Source organism: Cellulosimicrobium sp. CUA-896 (assembly GCF_001942335.1).
In the GTDB taxonomy this organism is placed as follows: domain Bacteria; phylum Actinomycetota; class Actinomycetes; order Actinomycetales; family Cellulomonadaceae; genus Cellulosimicrobium.
In genome coordinates this window covers 107,791-125,619 of the sequence record NZ_MKKH01000022.1, presented here as the reverse complement: position 1 = coordinate 125,619, position 17,829 = coordinate 107,791, and the positions used below count along the sequence as shown (strand labels likewise).

Sequence of the window (17,829 nt, the reverse complement as noted above, 5' to 3'; positions counted from 1 at the left end):
GCACGGTCGCTATCGACGAGCTTTCGGAGAGTGACCCCACAGATGGCAACAGACTACGACGCGCCGCGCAAGAGCGAAGAGGAGCTCAGCGAGGACTCGATCCAGGAGCTGCAGGCTCGTCGCTCCGACAAGAGCTCGGGCGTCGTGGACGAGGACGAGACCGAGGCGGCGGAAGGGTTCGAGCTCCCGGGCGCGGACCTGTCCGGCGAGGAGCTCTCGGTCCGCGTGCTGCCGCGTCAGGCGGACGAGTTCACGTGCGCGAGCTGCTTCCTCGTGCACCACCGCAGCCAGCTCGCTTACGAGAAGAACGGCCAGCAGATCTGCACGGAGTGCGCCGCCTGACCCGCGTCCCGCACGCCCGCACGTCGCCGCCGCCCCGCCCAGGGCGGCGGCCGACGTCGTCCCGGGGGAGTGCAGCGCCCGGTCCGGCCGGCCCCCGGGTCAGCGTCCGGCGCGCAGGGCGTCGACGAGGTCGTGCGGCCGGCGCGTCGACACGAGCCAGTAGGGCGTGGGGTCCTGCGGGTCCTCGAGCGGCACGAGCACGCCCGTGCGCGCCCACGCGCGCAGGCACACGTAGGCGCGGGCGTCCAGGCGGGGGCCGAGCTCCCCGCGCATGGCCTCGGCATCGAGCGCCGTCGCCGCGCCCAGCAGCGGGACGGGCACGACGGCGCGCCCGGCGCGGAAGGTGCCGTCGTGGACCGCGACCACGGGCGACGTCCACCACAGCGCGGCCAGGCCCGCGGCGGCGGCCACGACGCCCACCGCGACGCCGACCGGGGGGCTCGCCGGCCAGACGGCGACGGCGAGCACCGCGGCGAAGGCGAGCGCGGCGAGCCAGCCGCCCGGGCCGGGCAGGACGCGCTCGGAGAACGAGGCGCCCGTGGGGTCGGTCGGGGCGCTCGGACGCGGGGACGGGTCGGCGGCGTCGGTCATGGCTCCATCATCCCAGCCCGCGCGGGACCGCTCGCCGGGGTGCGCCCGTCCGCGGTCGCCCGTCCGCGCCCGCCCGGCGCGGAGGCTGCTCGCTCCGGGTCGGGGCGCCGACTAGGCTCGACCGGTGCCCACCGACCAGCAGCCCCCGGCCGGGGACGTCGACGTCCTCATCACCCTCCTCGACGACGTGCCCCTCCCGGCGTACGCCCACCCCGGCGACGCCGGCGCCGACCTGGTGACCACCGTCGACGTCGAACTGGCCCCCGGGGAGCGCGCCGTCGTGCCGACGGGCGTCGCGATCGCGCTGCCGGACGGCTACGCCGCGTTCGTCCACCCGCGCTCGGGGCTCGCGGCGCGGCACGGCCTCACGGTCGTCAACGCCCCCGGCACCGTCGACGCGGGCTACCGGGGCGAGATCAAGGTGACGCTGCTCAACACGGACGCGACGCAGCCGGTGGCCCTGCGCCGCGGCGACCGCGTCGCGCAGCTCGTGGTGCAGAAGGTGGAGCGGGCGCGGTTCCTGCAGGCGGAGCGTCTGCCGGCTCCGGCCGCGGGGAGGGCGGGTTCGGGTCCAGCGGCGGCTGGTCCGCCGCACCCTGACGGGCGTGGTCGCGCCCGGCCGCCGGGCGCGCTGAGCACGTGGCGCTCGTCACGCCGCGCGGGGGCTAGTGTGGAAGGACGGGGCGAGCGCCCCGGCAGGAGTCCCGGGCAGCCGCTCGGGCAGGTGAAGGAGCTCTTTCGTGGGTCTGTTCCGTCGCTCCAGGTCGTCGCAGCCGGACGAGTCCTCGCCGCGCCCGACGCCGAGGGGACCACGACGCCCGAGGCGGCCGCGGCAGCGCAGGACGGCGCGTCCGGTGCTGCGCGGGGGCCGTACGACTCGTCGCAGGTCCCCGAGCGCGGTCCCCGTCTTGACCTCGGTGCCGTGTGGCTGCCCGGCGTCCCCGGGATGGAGCTGCGCATGGAGGTCGACAAGAAGACGCAGCGGATCACCGGTGTCGCGTGCGCCGTCGCGGGCTCGGGCCTGCAGGTGCAGGCCTTCGCCGCGCCGCGCACCGACGGCATCTGGGACGAGATCCGGGGCGAGATCGCGGCGTCCGTCACCAAGCAGGGCGGCACCGTGGACGACGTGCCGGGCACGTTCGGGCGCGAGCTCATCGCCCGCATCCCCGCGCAGGCGCCCGACGGCCGGACCGGCGTGCGCCCCGCGCGCTTCGTCGGGGTCGACGGACCGCGCTGGTTCCTGCGCGGCGTGCTGACCGGCAAGGCGGCCGTGGACCCGCAGGAGGCGCGCCTGCTCGAGTCGGTGTTCGCCAACATCGTCGTGGTGCGCGACCAGAGCCCCCGTCCGCCCCGCGACCTGCTCACGCTGCACCTGCCGGGCAAGGCACCGGCGCCGGCGGCCGCCGCGCCGACCGGCCCCGAGACACCGTCGTTCGACCCGCTCACCCGCGGGCCCGAGATCACGGAGATCCGCTGACGTGAGCCCTACCCTGCGCGACGCCTGGCACGCGGCGCTCGCGTCCCAGGACGAGGTCGCCGCCGTCGAGGAACGGACGGAGGCGGCCCGTCAGGCCGGCTGCCGTGCGGTCTCGGAGCTGCCGAACCGTCGCCGCGCCCGCGTGACGGGCGTGCTGCGCTCCGTGGTGCTGCGGCCGCGCGAGGGCGTCCCCACCGTCGAGGTGGAGCTGTTCGACGGCTCGGGCACGATCGACCTCGTGTGGCTGGGTCGCCGGCGCATCGCGGGCGTCGAGCCGGGGCGACGAGCCCTCGTCGAGGGCCTGGTGTGCGACGTGGACGGCCGGCGCACCATGTTCAACCCGCGCTACGAGCTGCTCCCGCGCCCCGGCGAGTGACGCGTCCGTCCCTGCGGGCGCCCCGGCGGCGGTGCCGCCGGGCCGCCCCTCGACCCGCTCCCTGACCCCTGCGAGGACACCGCACCATGACGAGCAGCACGACGCCCGGCACCGGCGACGGGGCGCACGGCGCGCCCCGTGACGGCGGCGCGCACGACGCGCGGCCCGAGGTCGAGGGCGTGGAGACGGCGGTCGACGACGTCGCGGCGCCCGAGAACGGCACCGCGCGGGGCGTGCGTGCGCTCGCCGGGGAGCAGTTCTCCGTCGCCGAGGCCGTGGGCGGTGTCCGCGGCCTGGTCGAGTCGGTGGCCCCGGGCCTGGTGTTCGTCGTCGCCTTCGTCGCGACGACCGACCTGACGTGGTCGCTCGTGGCGTCGGTCGCCGTCGCGCTCGTCGCGGTCGCGGCCCGTCTCGTGCAGCGCACCCCGCTCACCCAGGCGCTCGGCGGCCTGCTCGGCGTGGCGATCGGCGTCGTGTGGGCGTGGCGCTCGGGCGAGGCGCAGGACTACTTCGCGTGGGGCCTGTGGACCAACGCCGCCTACCTCGTCGCGCTGCTCGTCTCGCTCGCCGTGCGCTGGCCGCTCGTGGGCCTGGTCGTCGAGGGCCTGCGCAGCGGGTTCGGCGTCGGCACGGCGTCCTCCGAGGACGCGGCGGCACGGTCCCCGGAGCCGGGGGCGTTCGCGCGGTGGGCGCGCGCGTGGCGCTCCGACCGGACGCTCCTGCGCCGCTACGCCGCCGCGACCTGGCTGTGGGTGGGGCTGTTCGCCGCGCGCCTGGCCGTGCAGGTGCCCCTCTACCTCGAGGGGTCCGTGGGGTGGCTCGGCACCGCACGCCTCGTCATGGGCCTGCCGCTGTGGGCGCTCGTGCTGTGGCTCACGTGGGTGCTGGTGCGGCGCCGCCACGCCTGACCGTCAGCGCTCGTCCTCCTCCGGACCGTCGACGGCCTCGTCGAACGCGGGCGGCAGCGGGACACCGCCGTCGTCGGCGGGAGGCAGCACGGTCGCGACGCCGCGCGCGTCGACGTCGCCGTCCGGCGGCGTGACGAGCAGGCGCGCCAGCGCCTCCTCGTCGGCCTCGTTGCCCGTCACGAGCAGCAGCTCGTCGCCCGCCTCGAGCGTGTCGTCCCCGGTGGGCGCCATGGGTCGCGTGCCGCGCACGACGGCCGCCAGCACCGTGTCCGCCGGCCACTCCACCGCGCCGACGCGGCGCCCGACGAGGGGCGAGGACGCGGGCAGGGTGACCTCCAGGATGTCGGCACCCGACTGGTGGAACGTGAAGATCCGCACGAGGTCGCCGACGGCGACGGCCTCCTCGACCATCGCGGTCATGATCCGCGGGGTGGACACCGCGACGTCGACGCCCCACGACTCGTCGAACATCCACTCGTTCTTCGGGTTGTTCACCCGCGCCACCGTGCGCGGCACCCCGAACTCGGTCTTCGCGAGCAGCGAGACCACGAGGTTCACCTTGTCGTCGCCGGTCGCGGCGACGATGACGTCGCACTCGTCGACCTTCGCCTCCCCGAGCGAGGACAGCTCGCACGCGTCGGCGAGCAGCCAGTCGGCGTCGGCGACCTGCGCCACGCGCATGGCCGCGGGCTGCTTGTCGATGAGCATGACCTCGTGGTCGTGGCTGAGCAGCTCGCGCGCGATGGACCGGCCGACGGAGCCGGCCCCGGCGATGACGACCCGCATCAGTCCGCCTCCGTCCGGGCGCCCGCGTGAGGAGCCGCTCGACCGCGGGCGCCTCCTCGGACCCCATGAGCACGTGGAGCACGTCGTTCTCCTGCAGCACCGTGCGGTCCGTGACCAGCGTGCCGTCGCCGAACCGGCTGACGAACGCCACCCGGGCGCCGGTCGCCTGCTCGATCGCGCGCACCGTGCGCCCCACCCAGCCGGGGTGGAAGTCGACCTGGGCGAGACGGACCCGCCCGGACGGGTCCCGGTACTCGTCCGTCGCGCCGAGCGGCAGCATGCGGCGCAGCACCTGGTCCGCCGTCCAGCGCACCGTGGCGACGGTCGGGATGCCGAGCCGCTGGTAGATCTCCGCGCGCTGCGGGTCGTAGATGCGCGCCACCACCTTCTCGACCCCGTACGTCTCGCGCACCACGCGGGCGGAGAGGATGTTCGAGTTGTCGCCGTCCGACACCGCCGCGAACGCGTAGGCGTCCTCGATGCCGGCCTGCACGAGCGTGTCCCGGTCGAAGCCGACGCCGGTCACCTTCTTGCCCGTGAACTCCCCGGGCAGGCGCCGGAACGCGTCCGGGTTCTGGTCGACGACCGCCACCGAGTGGCCGCTGCCCTCGAGCGACTGGGCGAGCGTGGCCCCGACGCGGCCGCAGCCCATGATCACGAAGTGCACGCACCGAACGCTATACCGCATCCCGGCCTCCGCGCCGAAGGACCGCGCGCCCCGGCGCGGACGCGGCGCGGCGGGCATAGCATGAGGCCTCGTGTCGGAGATCGCGGATGCCGCCAAGCGGCTGCTCGTCGGGCGGCCGGTCCGCAGCGAACGTCTGGGGCACACGCTGCTGCCCAAGCGCCTCGCGCTGCCGGTGTTCGCCTCGGACGCGCTCTCGTCGGTCGCCTACGCCCCGGACGAGATCCTCCTCACCCTCGCGATCGCGGGCCTGACGGCGACGACGATCTCCCCGTGGGTGGGCCTCGCGGTCGTCGTCGTGCTGCTGACCGTCGTGGCGTCCTACCGGCAGAACGTCCGCGCGTACCCGTCGGGCGGGGGCGACTACGAGGTCGCGACGGTCAACCTCGGCCCGAGCGCGGGCGTGGGGGTGGCTTCCGCGCTGCTCGTCGACTACGTCCTCACCGTGGCCGTGTCGATCTCGTCCGGCGCCCAGTACGCGGCCAGCGCGATCCCGGCGCTGCGCGGGCACGAGGCGGCGTTCGCCATCGCCCTCGTCGTGCTGCTCACGCTCGTGAACCTGCGCGGGGTGAAGGAGTCCGGGACCTTCTTCGCGGTCCCCGTCTACCTGTTCATGCTCGCCATCGGCACGACGGCGGTCGTGGGCTTCTTCCGCTACCTCACCGGCACGCTGCCCCAGGCCGAGAGCGCCGACTTCGAGCTCGTCGCCCAGGACGGGTTCGACCAGGGGCTCATGGGCATCGCCGGCGCCTTCCTCGTCGCGCGGGCGTTCGCCTCGGGCTGCGCGGCGCTCACCGGCGTCGAGGCGATCAGCAACGGCGTCCCCGCCTTCCGCAAGCCGAAGTCGCGCAACGCGGCCACCACGCTCGCCCTGCTCGGCGGCATCTCCGCCGTGATGATCCTGTCGATCCTGCTGCTGGCGCGGGCCACCGGCGTGCACTACGCCGAGGACCCGCACCTGCAGCTGTCGTCCGGCGGCGAGCCGCTGCCCGAGGACTACGTGCAGCACCCCGTCATCGGCCAGCTCGCGGAGGCGGTGTTCAGCGGCTTCCCGCTCGCGTTCTACGTCGTCTCGGCCGTCACGGGCATCATCCTCGTGCTCGCGGCCAACACGGCGTTCAACGGCTTCCCGGTGCTCGGGTCGATCCTCGCCAAGGACGGCTACCTGCCGCGCCAGCTCCACACGCGCGGGGACCGGCTCGCGTTCTCCAACGGCATCCTCACGCTCGCGGTCGCGGCGATCGTCCTCATCTGGGCCTTCGACGCCGAGGTCACCCGCCTCATCCAGCTGTACATCGTCGGCGTGTTCGTCTCGTTCACGCTCTCGCAGCTGGGCATGGTGCGGCACTGGACGCGCGCGCTGCGCCGCGAGCACCAGCCCCGCGAACGGGCGCGCATGCGGCGCTCGCGCGTCGTCAACGCCGTCGGCCTCGCGATGACCGGATCGGTGCTCGTCATCGTCCTCGTCACGAAGTTCACGCACGGCGCCTGGATCGCGCTGCTCGCGATGGGCGTCGTCTTCGTGCTCATGCGTGCCGTGCGCACCCACTACGACACGGTGCGCGAGGAGCTCGCGCTCGGGGACGACGTCGCGCAGGCGCGCGCCCTGCCGAGCCGCGTGCACGCCGTGGTCCTCGTGTCGAAGATCCACAAGCCGACGCTGCGCGCCCTCGCCTACGCCCGCGCCTCGCGCCCGTCGGTCATCGAGGCCGTCACCGTCGGCGTCGACCCGGAGGACGTCACCGAGCTCATGCGCGAGTGGGAGGCCCTCGACCTGCCCGTCCCGCTGCGCGTCCTGGACTCGCCGTTCCGCGAGATCACGCGGCCCGTGCTGCAGTACGTGCGCTCCGTGCGCCGCGAGTCCCCGCGCGACCTCGTCGTCGTGTACATCCCCGAGTACGTCGTGGGCCACTGGTGGGAGCAGCTCCTGCACAACCAGAGCGCGCTGCGGCTCAAGGGGCGCCTGCTGTTCACGCCCGGCGTCGTCGTCGCCTCCGTGCCCTGGCAGCTCTCCTCGTCGCAGGGCCACACCGGGCTCGAGGGCGAGGGCTTCCGCCCGCGCTACCCCGGGACCTGACGGGCGGCGTGTCCGCGATACTGGGGACCATGCCCTCCACCCCGCAGGACCGGTCCGCCGCCCCCGCCCGCCGCGCCCCGCGGCCCGACGCCACGGACCACGCCGAGATCGAGCTCGAGGTCGGTCCCGTCGCCCACGGCGGGCACTGCGTCGCGCGGCACGAGGGGCGCGTCGTGTTCGTCCGGCACGCGCTCCCCGGCGAGCGCGTGCGCGCGCGCGTCACCGAGGGTGCGGAGGGCGCGAAGTTCTGGCGCGCCGACGCCGTCGAGGTGCTCGAGGCGTCCGCCGACCGGGTGCCGAGCGCGTGGCCCGCGGCCGGACCCGGGGGCGTCGGCGGGGGCGAGCTGGCGCACGTCGCGCTGCCCGCGCAGCGGACGTGGAAGCGCGACGTGCTCGCCGAGCAGCTGCGCCGCCTCGCCGGCGTCGACGTCGCGGGCGAGCCGGGCCTGCGGCTCGAGGTCGCCGGACTCGCCGGTGACGACGAGCGCGGCGGCCTCGGCTACCGCACGCGCATCGACCTCGTGGCCGACGACGCCGGCCGCGCCGGGATGCACCGGTACCGCTCGCACGACGTCGTGCCGCTCGACGCGATGCCGCTCGCGACCGACGACGTCGCCGCGCTGGCCGAGCGCGAGCGCGTCTGGACCCGGCGGTGGCGCGCGGGGACGCGCCTCGAGCTCGTGGCGCCGAGCGCGTCCGCGCCCCTGCTCCTCGTCGACGGCGAGCCGTGGCGCGGCGGATCGGTCGACCGCCGTCCCAACGCACGGCGCGGCGTCGCCGAGCGGGTCGAGGTCGCCGGCGCCGAGCACGCCTTCCGCGTCGCGGCGGCGGGCTTCTGGCAGGTGCACCGCGGCGCGCCGACGGCGCTCGCGGAGGCCGTCCTCGCCGCGGCCGGCGACCTCGACGGCGCCCGCGTGCTTGACCTGTACGCGGCGCGGGACTGTTCACGCTGCCGCTCGCCGCGGCGGTCGGGGGTTCCGGCCGCGTGGTCGCCGTCGAGGGCGACGAGCGCGCGGTGCGCGACGCGCGGCGCAACGCCCACGGGCTCGGGACCGTGGAGCTCCACCACGGCGCCGTGGAGCACGTCCTCGCCGGCCGCGGGGAGGGCGCCGCGGCGGTGGCGCGCGGGGGAGCGGACGTCGTCGTGCTCGACCCGCCCCGGGTGGGCGCCGGTCGCGCGGTGGTGGACGCGATCGCCGCCGCGTCGCCGGCCCGCGTCGTCTACGTGGCGTGCGACCCGGCGGCCCTCGCGCGCGACGTCGGCTACCTCGGCGGGCACGGGTACGCGCTGCGCGACGTCCGCGGGCTCGACCTCTTCCCGCACACGCACCACGTGGAGGCCGTCGCCGTCCTCGAGCGCTGACCGGAGCGCTGACCGGAGCGCTGGACGGGGCGCCGAGCGCGTGCGCCGCGCGGGGCCGGCGGCGACGATGGGGCGAGGGGCACGAGAGGGACGCGGAGCACGGTCCGGCGGCGAGGGGCGAGCGATGGACGAGCGGGCGCACGACGCGCCGGGGCCAGACGGGACGGCCGAGGTCGAGGACGTGCGGGACATCGTCGGCGTCAGCGTGCTCATGGCGAACGGGCGGCTCGCGCCCCGACGGTTCGCCTCGCGCGCGGAGGCCGAGGCGTGGGCACGCCCGGACGAGGGCGAGCGGGTGGTCGAGCTCAACCTGCTGTGCGACTGCGACATGTGACGGTCCGGCGCACCGGGGGTGGGACCCATATATCTTGACGTCAAGATATGTGGGGTATGCTGGGCGGCGGCGCTGGTCACGGCGGGCGCGCCCCGCGGCCCGCCGCCCGGGCCCGACCTCGTCGGCTCCCGCGCCTGCCCGGCGTACGCTGGGCGAAAGCCCCCTGAACCATGGCATCCGTGCCACCGTCTCGCCACGAAGGAGCCACGAGTGAGCAGCGTCGACACGTTCGGGTCGAAGGGAACGCTGGAGGTCGGCGGGAAGGCCTACGAGGTCTTCCGGCTGTCCGCCGTCGAGGGTGTCGAGCGCCTCCCGTACAGCCTGAAGATCCTCGCCGAGAACCTCCTGCGCACGGAGGACGGCGCCAACATCACCGCCGACCACGTCCGCGCGCTCGCGTCGTGGGACCCGCAGGCGCAGCCCGACACCGAGATCCAGTTCACGCCCGCGCGCGTGATCATGCAGGACTTCACCGGCGTCCCCTGCGTCGTGGACCTCGCGACGATGCGCGAGGCCGTCGCCGACCTCGGCGGCGACCCGTCCCGCATCAACCCGCTCGCGCCCGCCGAGATGGTCATCGACCACTCGGTGCAGATCGACGTCGCGGGCCGCCCCGACGCGTTCGAGCGCAACGTCGAGATCGAGTACGAGCGCAACCACGAGCGCTACCAGTTCCTGCGCTGGGGCCAGACGGCGTTCGACGACTTCAAGGTCGTCCCCCCGGGCACCGGCATCGTGCACCAGGTCAACATCGAGTACCTGGCGCGCACGATCATGACGCGCAGCGTGAGCACGGCGGACGGCGAGGTCCTGCGTGCGTACCCGGACACGTGCGTCGGCACCGACTCGCACACGACGATGGTCAACGGCCTCGGCGTGCTCGGCTGGGGCGTCGGCGGCATCGAGGCCGAGGCGGCCATGCTCGGCCAGCCCGTCTCGATGCTCATCCCGCGCGTCGTCGGCTTCAAGCTCTCGGGCTCGATCCCCGCCGGCGTGACCGCGACCGACGTCGTGCTCACGATCACCCAGATGCTGCGCCAGCACGGCGTCGTCGGGAAGTTCGTCGAGTTCTACGGCGAGGGCGTCGCGCAGGTGCCGCTCGCGAACCGCGCGACCATCGGCAACATGAGCCCCGAGTTCGGCTCGACCGCCGCGATCTTCCCGATCGACGGCGTGACGCTCGACTACCTGCGCCTGACCGGCCGCAGCGACGAGCAGCTCGCGCTCGTCGAGGCGTACGCCAAGGAGCAGGGCCTGTGGCTCGACCCGTCGGCCGACGGCTACGTCGAGCCGGTCTTCTCGGAGTACCTCGAGCTCGACCTGTCGACGGTCGTCCCGTCGATCGCCGGCCCGAAGCGCCCGCAGGACCGCATCGAGCTCGGCGAGGCGAAGGAGTCCTTCGCGTCCGCGATCCTCGACTACGTCGGCGCGGACGAGGCGGCCCCGTTCACCGGGCTCGACGAGTCGGTGGAGGAGACGTTCCCCGCGTCCGACCCGATCGCCGCGTCGTCCCACGACAACCCGTCGGACCAGCCGGTCGCCCCCGGGCACGGCGACGCCGCCAAGCGGCCCCACAAGGTCGTCTCGGTCACGCTGGCCGACGGCACGACGACCGAGCTCGACCACGGCCACGTCGTCATCGCGTCGATCACGTCGTGCACGAACACGTCGAACCCGTCGGTCATGCTCGCGGCGGCGCTGCTGGCGAAGAACGCGGTCGACCGCGGCCTGGCCTCCCAGCCGTGGGTCAAGACGTCGATGGCGCCGGGCTCGCAGGTCGTGACGAACTACTACGAGAAGGCCGGCCTGTGGCCGTACCTCGAGAAGCTCGGCTTCCACCTCGTGGGCTACGGCTGCGCGACGTGCATCGGCAACTCCGGCCCGCTCGCCGAGGAGATCTCCGCGTCGGTCAACGAGCACGACCTGTCGGTCGTCTCGGTGCTCTCGGCAACCGCAACTTCGAGGGCCGCATCAACCCCGACGTGAAGATGAACTACCTGGCGTCCCCGCCGCTGGTCATCGCCTACGCGCTCGCCGGGACGATGGACTTCGACTTCGACGCCCAGCCGCTCGGCACGGACCCCCACGGCGAGCCGGTGTTCCTCAAGGACATCTGGCCCTCGCCCGAGGACGTCCAGGCGACGATCGACGCCTCGATCGACCGTGACATGTTCACCAAGGACTACGCAGACGTCTTCACGGGCGACGACCGGTGGCGCTCGCTCGACACCCCCGAGGGCGACACGTTCGCCTGGGACGCCGAGTCGACGTACGTGCGCAAGCCCCCGTACTTCGAGGGCATGGGCGCGCAGCCGGAGCCGGTCCAGGACATCGCCGGGGCGCGCGTCCTCGCCAAGCTCGGCGACTCGGTGACGACCGACCACATCAGCCCCGCGGGTGCCATCAAGGCGGACTCGCCCGCCGGGAAGTACCTCGCGGAGCACGGCGTGACGCGTCGCGACTTCAACTCCTACGGCTCGCGCCGCGGGAACCACGAGGTCATGATCCGCGGCACGTTCGCGAACATCCGCCTGCGCAACCAGCTCCTCGACGGCGTCGAGGGCGGCTTCACGTACAACTTCGTGAAGGACGCCCAGGACACGATCTACGACGCCGCGCAGGACTACGCCGCGCAGGGCACGCCGCTCGTGATCCTCGGCGGCAAGGAGTACGGCTCCGGCTCCTCGCGCGACTGGGCCGCCAAGGGCACCGCGCTGCTGGGCGTCAAGGCGGTCATCACCGAGAGCTTCGAGCGCATCCACCGCTCGAACCTCATCGGCATGGGCGTGCTGCCGCTCCAGTTCTCGGCGGGGGAGAGCGCCGCGTCGCTCGGCCTCGACGGGACCGAGACGTTCGACGTCGCGGGCATCACCGCGCTGAACGACGGCTCGACCCCGCGCACCGTGCACGTCACCGCGACGAAGGGCGACGGCACCACGGTCGAGTTCGACGCGGTCGTGCGCATCGACACGCCCGGCGAGGCGGACTACTACCGCAACGGCGGCATCCTCCAGTACGTGCTGCGCTCGCTCGTCGCCTGACGCACGAGCACCGCGCGACGCGCGTCCACCCGCGACGGGTGGGCGCGCCGTCGTCGTCCCCGGTCATGTCCGCAGCGCCGGGCGCGGGCGAGGACGCCTGGCACACTGGAGGCATGGCGGGAGGCGCGAGGGCGAGCACGAGCAGGACCGAGCCGACGGGCGAGGACGTCGCGGCGTTCCTCGACGCCGTCGAGCACCCCGTGCGGCGGCGGGACGCCCACCGTCTCGTCGAGGTGCTGTCGCGCGTGACCGGGCAGCCGCCGCGGATGTGGGGGCCGTCGATCGTCGGCTTCGGCAGCTACCACTACCGCTACGACAGCGGCCGCGAGGGCGACATGTGCGCGGTCGGCTTCTCTCCCCGCAAGGCCGCCACGACCGTGTACCTCGTGGACGGCGTCGAGCGGTACCCGGAGCTGCTCGAGCGCCTGGGCCCGCACACGACCGGCAAGAGCTGCCTGTACGTCAAGGACCTCGAGGCCGTGGACCTGGACGTGCTGGAGGAGATGGTGCGGCGCTCGTACACCGCCGTCACCTCCTGACGGTCCCGCCGCGCGCCCTCACGTGCCCGCGAGCACCTGGTCGCGCGCGTGCTCGCCCATCGCGCGCAGGTGCGGTGCCTCGTCGGCCGAGTGGCGCAGCAGCATCGCCGCCAGGGCGACCGCCCAGGCGCGCGCCCGGTCCCACGTCGCGTCGTCGGTGCCGCACGCGGCCGTCACGCGACGGCGGAACACCGCACGCCCGGGCCCGTCGAACGTCAGCCACGCCGTCGCGAGGTCGGTCGCCGGGTCGCCCGCGGTGAGGTCGCCGAAGTCCACGACGGCCGCGAGGGTCGCCGGGCGGGCGTCGCCGCCGGTCGCGACGAGGTTCGCCGGGTGCAGGTCGCCGTGGAGCCAGACCGCGGGCCCGTCCCACGCCGGGGTCTCGACGAGGCGCGCCCACAGGGCGAGCAGGGCGGCGGCGCCCGGCACGTCGTCGCCGCGCAGCCGCGCGCGCACCGCCGCGTCGCGTTCGCCGAGCGCCACCCCGCGGAAGGGGTTCGCCGGCGCGTCGGCCGGTGCGGGCCGGTGGAGGGCCGCGACGAACCGGGCGAGCGACGCGACGAGGCCCGAGCGCGCGGCGGGCGGGACGGCCCACGCGGGGCGGCCGTCGAACCACGGCACGACGCTCCACGCCCACGGGTAGGCGGGCCCGCGCGAGCCGTCGCTCGGCCTCCCCGCGCGCAGCGGCGCGGGCACCGGCACCGGCAGGCGCGGTGCGAGCCGCGGCAGCCACTCCAGCTCGTGCCGGACGAGCTCGGCGGCCGCGGCGCGCCGGGGGAGGCGCAGCGCGAGGTCGTCCCCGAGGCGCAGCACCACGTTGTCCCAGCCGTGCGCGGCGACGACGAGGGGGCGCTCCGCGAGGTCGGGGTGCTGGGCGGCGAGCAGGCCGCGGGCGAGGTCGACCGTGACGTCGACCTCGGCGGGCGGGAGCGCGGGCACGCGCCGACGGTACCGGAGCGCCGGGCGGCGGGCGCTCAGACGGGCAGGTCGAGCGTGCGCGCCGCGTCCCACGGCTGCGTCCAGCCGAGGCGGTCGAGCACCGCGTCGAGCACGAGGCCGGTGAACCCCCACACGACGTGGTCGACGCCCTCCGCGCGGACGAGGAACGCCGGGGAACGGAACGTGCGCGGCCCGCGGCGCACGACGGCGGTCCGACGGTTCGCCGGGTCGAGCAGGTCGGCGACGGGCGCGCGGAAGACGTGCGCCGACTCGGCGTGGTCCACCACCGCGACGGGCGTCGGCCGCGCCCACCACCCGACCACCGGCGTGACGAGGTGCCCGCTGACGGGCAGCGGGAGGCGCGCGAGCGTGCCGAGGACCTCGACGCCGTCCGGGTCGAGACCGGTCTCCTCGCGCGCCTCGCGCAGCGCGGCGGCGACGGGACCGTCGTCGTCCGGGTCGACGCGCCCGCCCGGGAAGCCGACCTGCCCGGCGTGCGAGCGCAGCGTGGCCGCGCGCGCGAGCAGCAGCACGTCGAGGTCGCGCGGCGCGGCGGTCCCGGCGTGCTGCGCCGGGACGTGGTCGAGCACGCCGAAGAGCACGAGCACCGCCGCGGCACGGGCCGTGGCGGCGTCGAACGCGACCGGCCCGTGCCGCCACTCGGACGGCCAGGTCGGGTCGGCCGCCAGCGCGGCGAGCTGGGCGCGCGCGGTCGTGGCGCCGGAGGACGTCATGGCGGCGAGATCGCTGGGTTCGCCGGTCACCAGCTGACGTGCAGCGGGCGACCCTCCTCGTACCCGGCGGCCGACTGGATCCCGACGAGCGCGCGCTCGGCGAACTGCTCGAGGCTCGCCGCACCGGCGTACGTGCACGAGGACCGCAGGCCCGAGGTGATCTCGTCGAGCAGGTCCTCCACGCCGGGGCGCAGGGGGTCGAGGAACATGCGGCCGGAGCTGATGCCCTCCTCGTAGAGGCCCTTGCGCGCCCGGTCGAACGCGGAGCCGGAGCCCGCGGTGCGGGCCGCGACGGCGCGCGCCGACGCCATGCCGAAGCTCTCCTTGTAGAGGCGCCCCGTGCCGTCGTCGTGCAGGTCGCCGGGGGACTCGTAGGTGCCGGCGAACCACGAGCCGATCATCACCTGCGAGGCGCCCGCGGCGAGGGCGAGCGCGACGTCGCGCGGGTGGCGCACGCCGCCGTCGGCCCACACGTGCTTGCCGAGCTCGCGCGCGGCCGTCGCGCACTCGAGCACCGCGGAGAACTGCGGCCGTCCGACGGCGGTCATCATGCGCGTCGTGCACATCGCGCCGGGGCCCACCCCGACCTTGACGATGTCCGCGCCCGCCGCGACGAGGTCGCGCACGCCGTCGGCCGTCACGACGTTGCCCGCGACCACGGGCACGTCCGGGCCGACGGACCGGACGGCGTCGAGCGCCTGGAGCATCTTCGTCTGGTGGCCGTGCGCGGTGTCCACGACGAGGACGTCGACGCCCGCGGCGAGCAGGTCCTTGGCCTTGGCCGCGACGTCGCCGTTGATCCCGACGGCGGCCGCGACGCGCAGGCGGCCCCGGGCGTCCAGCGCGGGCTCGTACACCGACGAGCGCAGCGCGCCCTTGCGCGTGAGCACGCCCACGAGCTGCCCGTCGCGCGTCACGGGGGCGATCTTGAGACGTGCCGCGTGGAGCCGGTCGAACGCCGCCTCGAGGCCGCCGGGCCCCTCGAGCAGGGCCGCGTCGAGCACGAGCGGGTCCGGCGTCATGACGCCGAGGACCTGCGCGAAGCGGTCGACGTCGGCGCAGTCGGCCTCCGTGACGACGCCCACCGGCCGGCCGCCGTCGACGACGACCGCCGCCCCGTGCGCGCGCTTGCCCACGAGCGTCATCGCGCTGTGCACGGTGTCGTGCGGCGCGACGACCACGGGCGTCTCGATGACGGGGTCCTTCGACTTCACGTCGGCGACGACGTCGGCGACGACGTCGGCCGGGACGTCCTGCGGCAGCACCGTGATGCCGCCGCGGCGCGCGACGGTCTCCGCCATCCGTCGCCCGGCGACCGCGGTCATGTTCGCGACCACGACGGGGATGGTGGTGCCCGTGCGTCCGCGGAGGACAGGTCGACGTCGAAGCGCGAGGTGACCTCCGAGCGGGACGGGACGAGGAAGACGTCGCCGTAGGTGAGGTCGGTCGCGGGGGACTGGCCGGGCAGGAAGCGCATGCCTCCATCGTACGGCGGACCCTGCGGCGGGCGGCCTCGCCGCGGGGCGCGGCCACCGGGCGGCAGGGGCCCGTGCGCTCGGGCCCCGAGTGTGCGTCAATGGCGTGAAGGTCTCGTCGTCACGTGCAGCGACGCACGCGCCACCGGCGTGCAGCGCCTAGAGTTGACCGGCCGGTCGACGGGAACGGAACGGAGCACCGCATGAGCCTGCTGAGCACGATCACCTCGCCCGAGGACGTGCAACGGCTGACCCCCGCCCAGGCCCGCGACCTCGCCGTCGAGATCCGGGCGTTCCTCGTCGACTCCGTGTCGCGCACCGGGGGGCACCTCGGGCCCAACCTGGGCGTCGTCGAGACGACGCTCGCGCTGCACCGCGTCTTCGCGTCCCCGACCGACACGCTGGTGTTCGACACGGGCCACCAGTCCTACGTGCACAAACTGCTAACCGGCCGCCAGGACTTCTCCGCCCTGCGCAAGAAGGGCGGCCTGTCGGGGTACCCGTCGCGCGCGGAGTCGGAGCACGACGTCGTGGAGAACTCGCACGCGTCGACCGCCCTGTCGTGGGGCGACGGCATCGCGAAGGCGAACGTCGTGCGCGGCCTCACCGACCGGCACGTGGTGGCCGTCATCGGGGACGGGGCGCTGACCGGGGGCATGGCGTGGGAGGCGCTCAACAACATCGCCGAGTCCCAGGACCGGCGTCTCGTCGTCGTGGTGAACGACAACGGGCGCTCGTACTCGCCGACGATCGGCGGCCTGGCGCACCACCTGTCGACGCTGCGCACGACGCGCGGGTACGAGACCTTCCTCGACTGGGGCAAGCGCACCCTGAGCCGTTCCGGCGCGCCGGGGCGGTTCGCGTACGAGTGGCTGCACGGGCTGAAGAAGGGCCTCAAGGACGTCGTCGCGCCGCAGGGCATGTTCGAGGACCTCGGCATCAAGTACGTCGGCCCGGTCGACGGGCACGACATCGAGGCGATGGAGCACGCGCTGCGCCGCGCGAAGGCGTACGGGGCGCCGGTCATCGTGCACGCGATCACCGAGAAGGGCCGCGGGTACACGCCGGCGGAGCAGGACGTCGCGGACCGGTTCCACGCGGTCGGCAAGATCCACCCCGAGACGGGCCTGCCCGTCGCGCCGTCCCGGTTCGGCTGGACGTCGGTGTTCGCCGACGAGATCGTCCGGATCGGTCGCCGGCGCCCGACGTCGTGGCCATCACCGCGGCGATGCTCGAGCCCGTGGGGCTCAAGCCGTTCGCGCAGGCGTTCCCGGAGCGCACGTTCGACGTCGCATCGCCGAGCAGCACGCCGCGACGTCGGCCGCGGGCATGGCGTTCGCGGGGCTGCACCCCGTCTCGCGGTCTACGCGACGTTCCTCAACCGCGCGTTCGACCAGGTGCTCATGGACGTCGCGCTACACAAGGCGGGCGTGACGTTCGTGCTCGACCGCGCCGGGATCACCGGCGACGACGGCGCGAGCCACAACGGCATGTGGGACATGGCGATGCTGCGCATCGTGCCCGGGCTGCGGCTCGCCGCCCCCCGCGACGAAGCGACGATGCGCGCCGCGCTGCGCGAGGCCGTGGACGTCGACGACGCGCCGACCGTCGTGCGCTACCCCAAGGGCGCGCTCGGCGACGCGCTGCCGGCGGTCGACGAGGTCGACGGCGTGGACCTGCTCGCCGTGCCCGGCGACGCCGACGGCACGGCGGGCGCCGCGGGTCCGTCCTCCGGGGAGCGGCGGCGCGTCCTGCTCGTCGGCGTCGGGTCGAGGCGCCCGTGGCGCTCGGGGCGGCCGAGGCGCTCACCGCGCACGGCCTCGACGTGACGGTCGCGTCGCCCACGTGGGTGCTGCCGGTGCCGAGCGCGCTCGTCAAGCTCGCCGGCGAGCACGACCTCGTGGTGAGCGTGGAGGACGGCGTCGTCGACGGCGGCGTCGGCGCGATGCTCGGTCAGCGCGCGGCCGACCAGGGCGTGCGCACCCCCGTCCACGCCATCGGCCTGCCCGTCGCGTTCCTCGACCACGCGAGCCGCGACCAGGTCGTCGCCGAGAGGCGCCTGCGTCCGCGGACGTCACGCGCGACGTGCTCGACGCTCTCGCGAGCGCCCGGGCCGACGGGCCTCGCGCGGGCTGACCCGCCCGCGCGGACCGCCCGGTCCC

The 17,829-nt window shown here is 75.0% G+C and carries 11 protein-coding genes and 6 pseudogenes; 11 read left to right on the top strand and 6 right to left on the bottom strand.

Annotated elements, in window-relative coordinates; all coding sequences use genetic code 11:
* Window positions 1-42 precede the first annotated feature (42 nt).
* Entirely contained in the window at window positions 43-342 is a 300-nt protein-coding gene (locus tag BJF88_RS08895; RefSeq protein ID WP_069387839.1) for a DUF4193 domain-containing protein, read from the top strand.
* A 99-nt stretch (window positions 343-441) separates the two neighbouring features.
* On the opposite strand, the gene BJF88_RS08890 is transcribed toward BJF88_RS08895, so the two are convergent.
* The gene (locus BJF88_RS08890) at window positions 442-933 is read right to left on the bottom strand and encodes a DUF3093 domain-containing protein (protein WP_075828524.1); all 492 of its coding nucleotides are present in this window, start codon (window positions 931-933) and stop codon (window positions 442-444) included.
* Window positions 934-1,057: 124 nt separating this feature from the next.
* On the opposite strand from BJF88_RS08890, the pseudogene dut reads away from it, so the two are divergent.
* From dut to BJF88_RS08870, 4 genes and pseudogenes are all read left to right on the top strand, one after another.
* Window positions 1,058-1,533: pseudogene (gene dut / locus BJF88_RS08885) on the top strand (dUTP diphosphatase).
* Between the two features lie 70 nt (window positions 1,534-1,603).
* A complete protein-coding gene (locus BJF88_RS08880; RefSeq protein WP_369824536.1) occupies window positions 1,604-2,410 on the top strand; it encodes a DUF3710 domain-containing protein in 807 nt (268 codons plus the stop codon).
* A 1-nt stretch (window position 2,411) separates the two neighbouring features.
* Window positions 2,412-2,786, top strand: coding sequence for an OB-fold nucleic acid binding domain-containing protein (locus BJF88_RS08875; protein WP_075828523.1), 375 nt, complete (start codon window positions 2,412-2,414; stop codon window positions 2,784-2,786).
* Window positions 2,787-2,872: 86 nt separating this feature from the next.
* Complete coding sequence (locus BJF88_RS08870; protein ID WP_139315980.1) at window positions 2,873-3,694, top strand: DUF3159 domain-containing protein; 822 nt, start codon at window positions 2,873-2,875, stop codon at window positions 3,692-3,694.
* Window positions 3,695-3,697: 3 nt separating this feature from the next.
* Here BJF88_RS08870 and BJF88_RS08865 read toward each other — a convergent pair whose 3' ends face one another.
* Together BJF88_RS08865 and BJF88_RS08860 are read right to left on the bottom strand one after the other, a co-directional pair.
* A complete protein-coding gene (locus tag BJF88_RS08865; protein WP_083648996.1) occupies window positions 3,698-4,480 on the bottom strand; it encodes a TrkA family potassium uptake protein in 783 nt (260 codons plus the stop codon).
* 16 nt (window positions 4,481-4,496) lie between these two features.
* Window positions 4,497-5,132: pseudogene (locus tag BJF88_RS08860) on the bottom strand (TrkA family potassium uptake protein); the annotation flags it as partial.
* 106 nt (window positions 5,133-5,238) lie between these two features.
* Here BJF88_RS08860 and BJF88_RS08855 point away from each other — a divergent pair.
* The 5 genes and pseudogenes from BJF88_RS08855 to BJF88_RS08835 all read left to right on the top strand — a co-directional run bounded on the left by BJF88_RS08855 (window position 5,239) and on the right by BJF88_RS08835 (window position 12,519).
* Window positions 5,239-7,242: an APC family permease gene (locus tag BJF88_RS08855; protein ID WP_075828522.1), complete on the top strand. Its 2,004-nt coding sequence runs from the start codon at window positions 5,239-5,241 to the stop codon at window positions 7,240-7,242.
* Window positions 7,243-7,271: 29 nt separating this feature from the next.
* A pseudogene (locus BJF88_RS08850) lies at window positions 7,272-8,605 on the top strand (class I SAM-dependent RNA methyltransferase).
* Between the two features lie 181 nt (window positions 8,606-8,786).
* The gene (locus BJF88_RS19575) at window positions 8,787-8,939 is read left to right on the top strand and encodes a hypothetical protein (RefSeq protein ID WP_158068912.1); all 153 of its coding nucleotides are present in this window, start codon (window positions 8,787-8,789) and stop codon (window positions 8,937-8,939) included.
* Window positions 8,940-9,149: 210 nt separating this feature from the next.
* Window positions 9,150-11,980 (top strand): annotated as a pseudogene (locus BJF88_RS08840) (aconitate hydratase).
* A 113-nt stretch (window positions 11,981-12,093) separates the two neighbouring features.
* On the top strand, window positions 12,094-12,519 hold the full coding sequence (locus tag BJF88_RS08835) for a DUF1801 domain-containing protein (protein WP_075828520.1): 426 nt from the start codon (window positions 12,094-12,096) through the stop codon (window positions 12,517-12,519).
* A gap of 18 nt (window positions 12,520-12,537) precedes the next feature.
* Here the strand turns inward: BJF88_RS08835 and BJF88_RS08830 are convergent, their stop codons facing one another.
* The 3 genes and pseudogenes from BJF88_RS08830 to BJF88_RS08820 form a co-directional block, all read right to left on the bottom strand.
* The gene (locus BJF88_RS08830; RefSeq protein WP_075828569.1) at window positions 12,538-13,458 is read right to left on the bottom strand and encodes an aminoglycoside phosphotransferase family protein; all 921 of its coding nucleotides are present in this window, start codon (window positions 13,456-13,458) and stop codon (window positions 12,538-12,540) included.
* Window positions 13,459-13,493: 35 nt separating this feature from the next.
* Window positions 13,494-14,192, bottom strand: coding sequence for a CoA pyrophosphatase (locus BJF88_RS08825; protein WP_075828568.1), 699 nt, complete (start codon window positions 14,190-14,192; stop codon window positions 13,494-13,496).
* A gap of 26 nt (window positions 14,193-14,218) precedes the next feature.
* Window positions 14,219-15,669 (bottom strand): annotated as a pseudogene (locus BJF88_RS08820) (GuaB1 family IMP dehydrogenase-related protein).
* 201 nt (window positions 15,670-15,870) lie between these two features.
* Between BJF88_RS08820 and dxs the strand changes: the two are divergent.
* A pseudogene (gene dxs, locus BJF88_RS08815) lies at window positions 15,871-17,803 on the top strand (1-deoxy-D-xylulose-5-phosphate synthase).
* Window positions 17,804-17,829: the final 26 nt, after the last annotated feature.

Bases quoted from the DNA above. Each gene is read 5' to 3' on its own strand.
- BJF88_RS08835 (WP_075828520.1), top strand. From the start codon at position 12,094: ATGGCGGGAGGCGCGAGGGCGAGCACGAGCAGGACCGAGCCGACGGGC.
- BJF88_RS08870 (WP_139315980.1), top strand. From the start codon at position 2,873: ATGACGAGCAGCACGACGCCCGGCACCGGCGACGGGGCGCACGGCGCG.
- BJF88_RS08890 (WP_075828524.1), bottom strand. From the start codon at position 933: ATGACCGACGCCGCCGACCCGTCCCCGCGTCCGAGCGCCCCGACCGAC.
- BJF88_RS08865 (WP_083648996.1), bottom strand. From the start codon at position 4,480: ATGCGGGTCGTCATCGCCGGGGCCGGCTCCGTCGGCCGGTCCATCGCG.
- BJF88_RS08825 (WP_075828568.1), bottom strand. From the start codon at position 14,192: ATGACGTCCTCCGGCGCCACGACCGCGCGCGCCCAGCTCGCCGCGCTG.
- BJF88_RS08895 (WP_069387839.1), top strand. From the start codon at position 43: ATGGCAACAGACTACGACGCGCCGCGCAAGAGCGAAGAGGAGCTCAGC.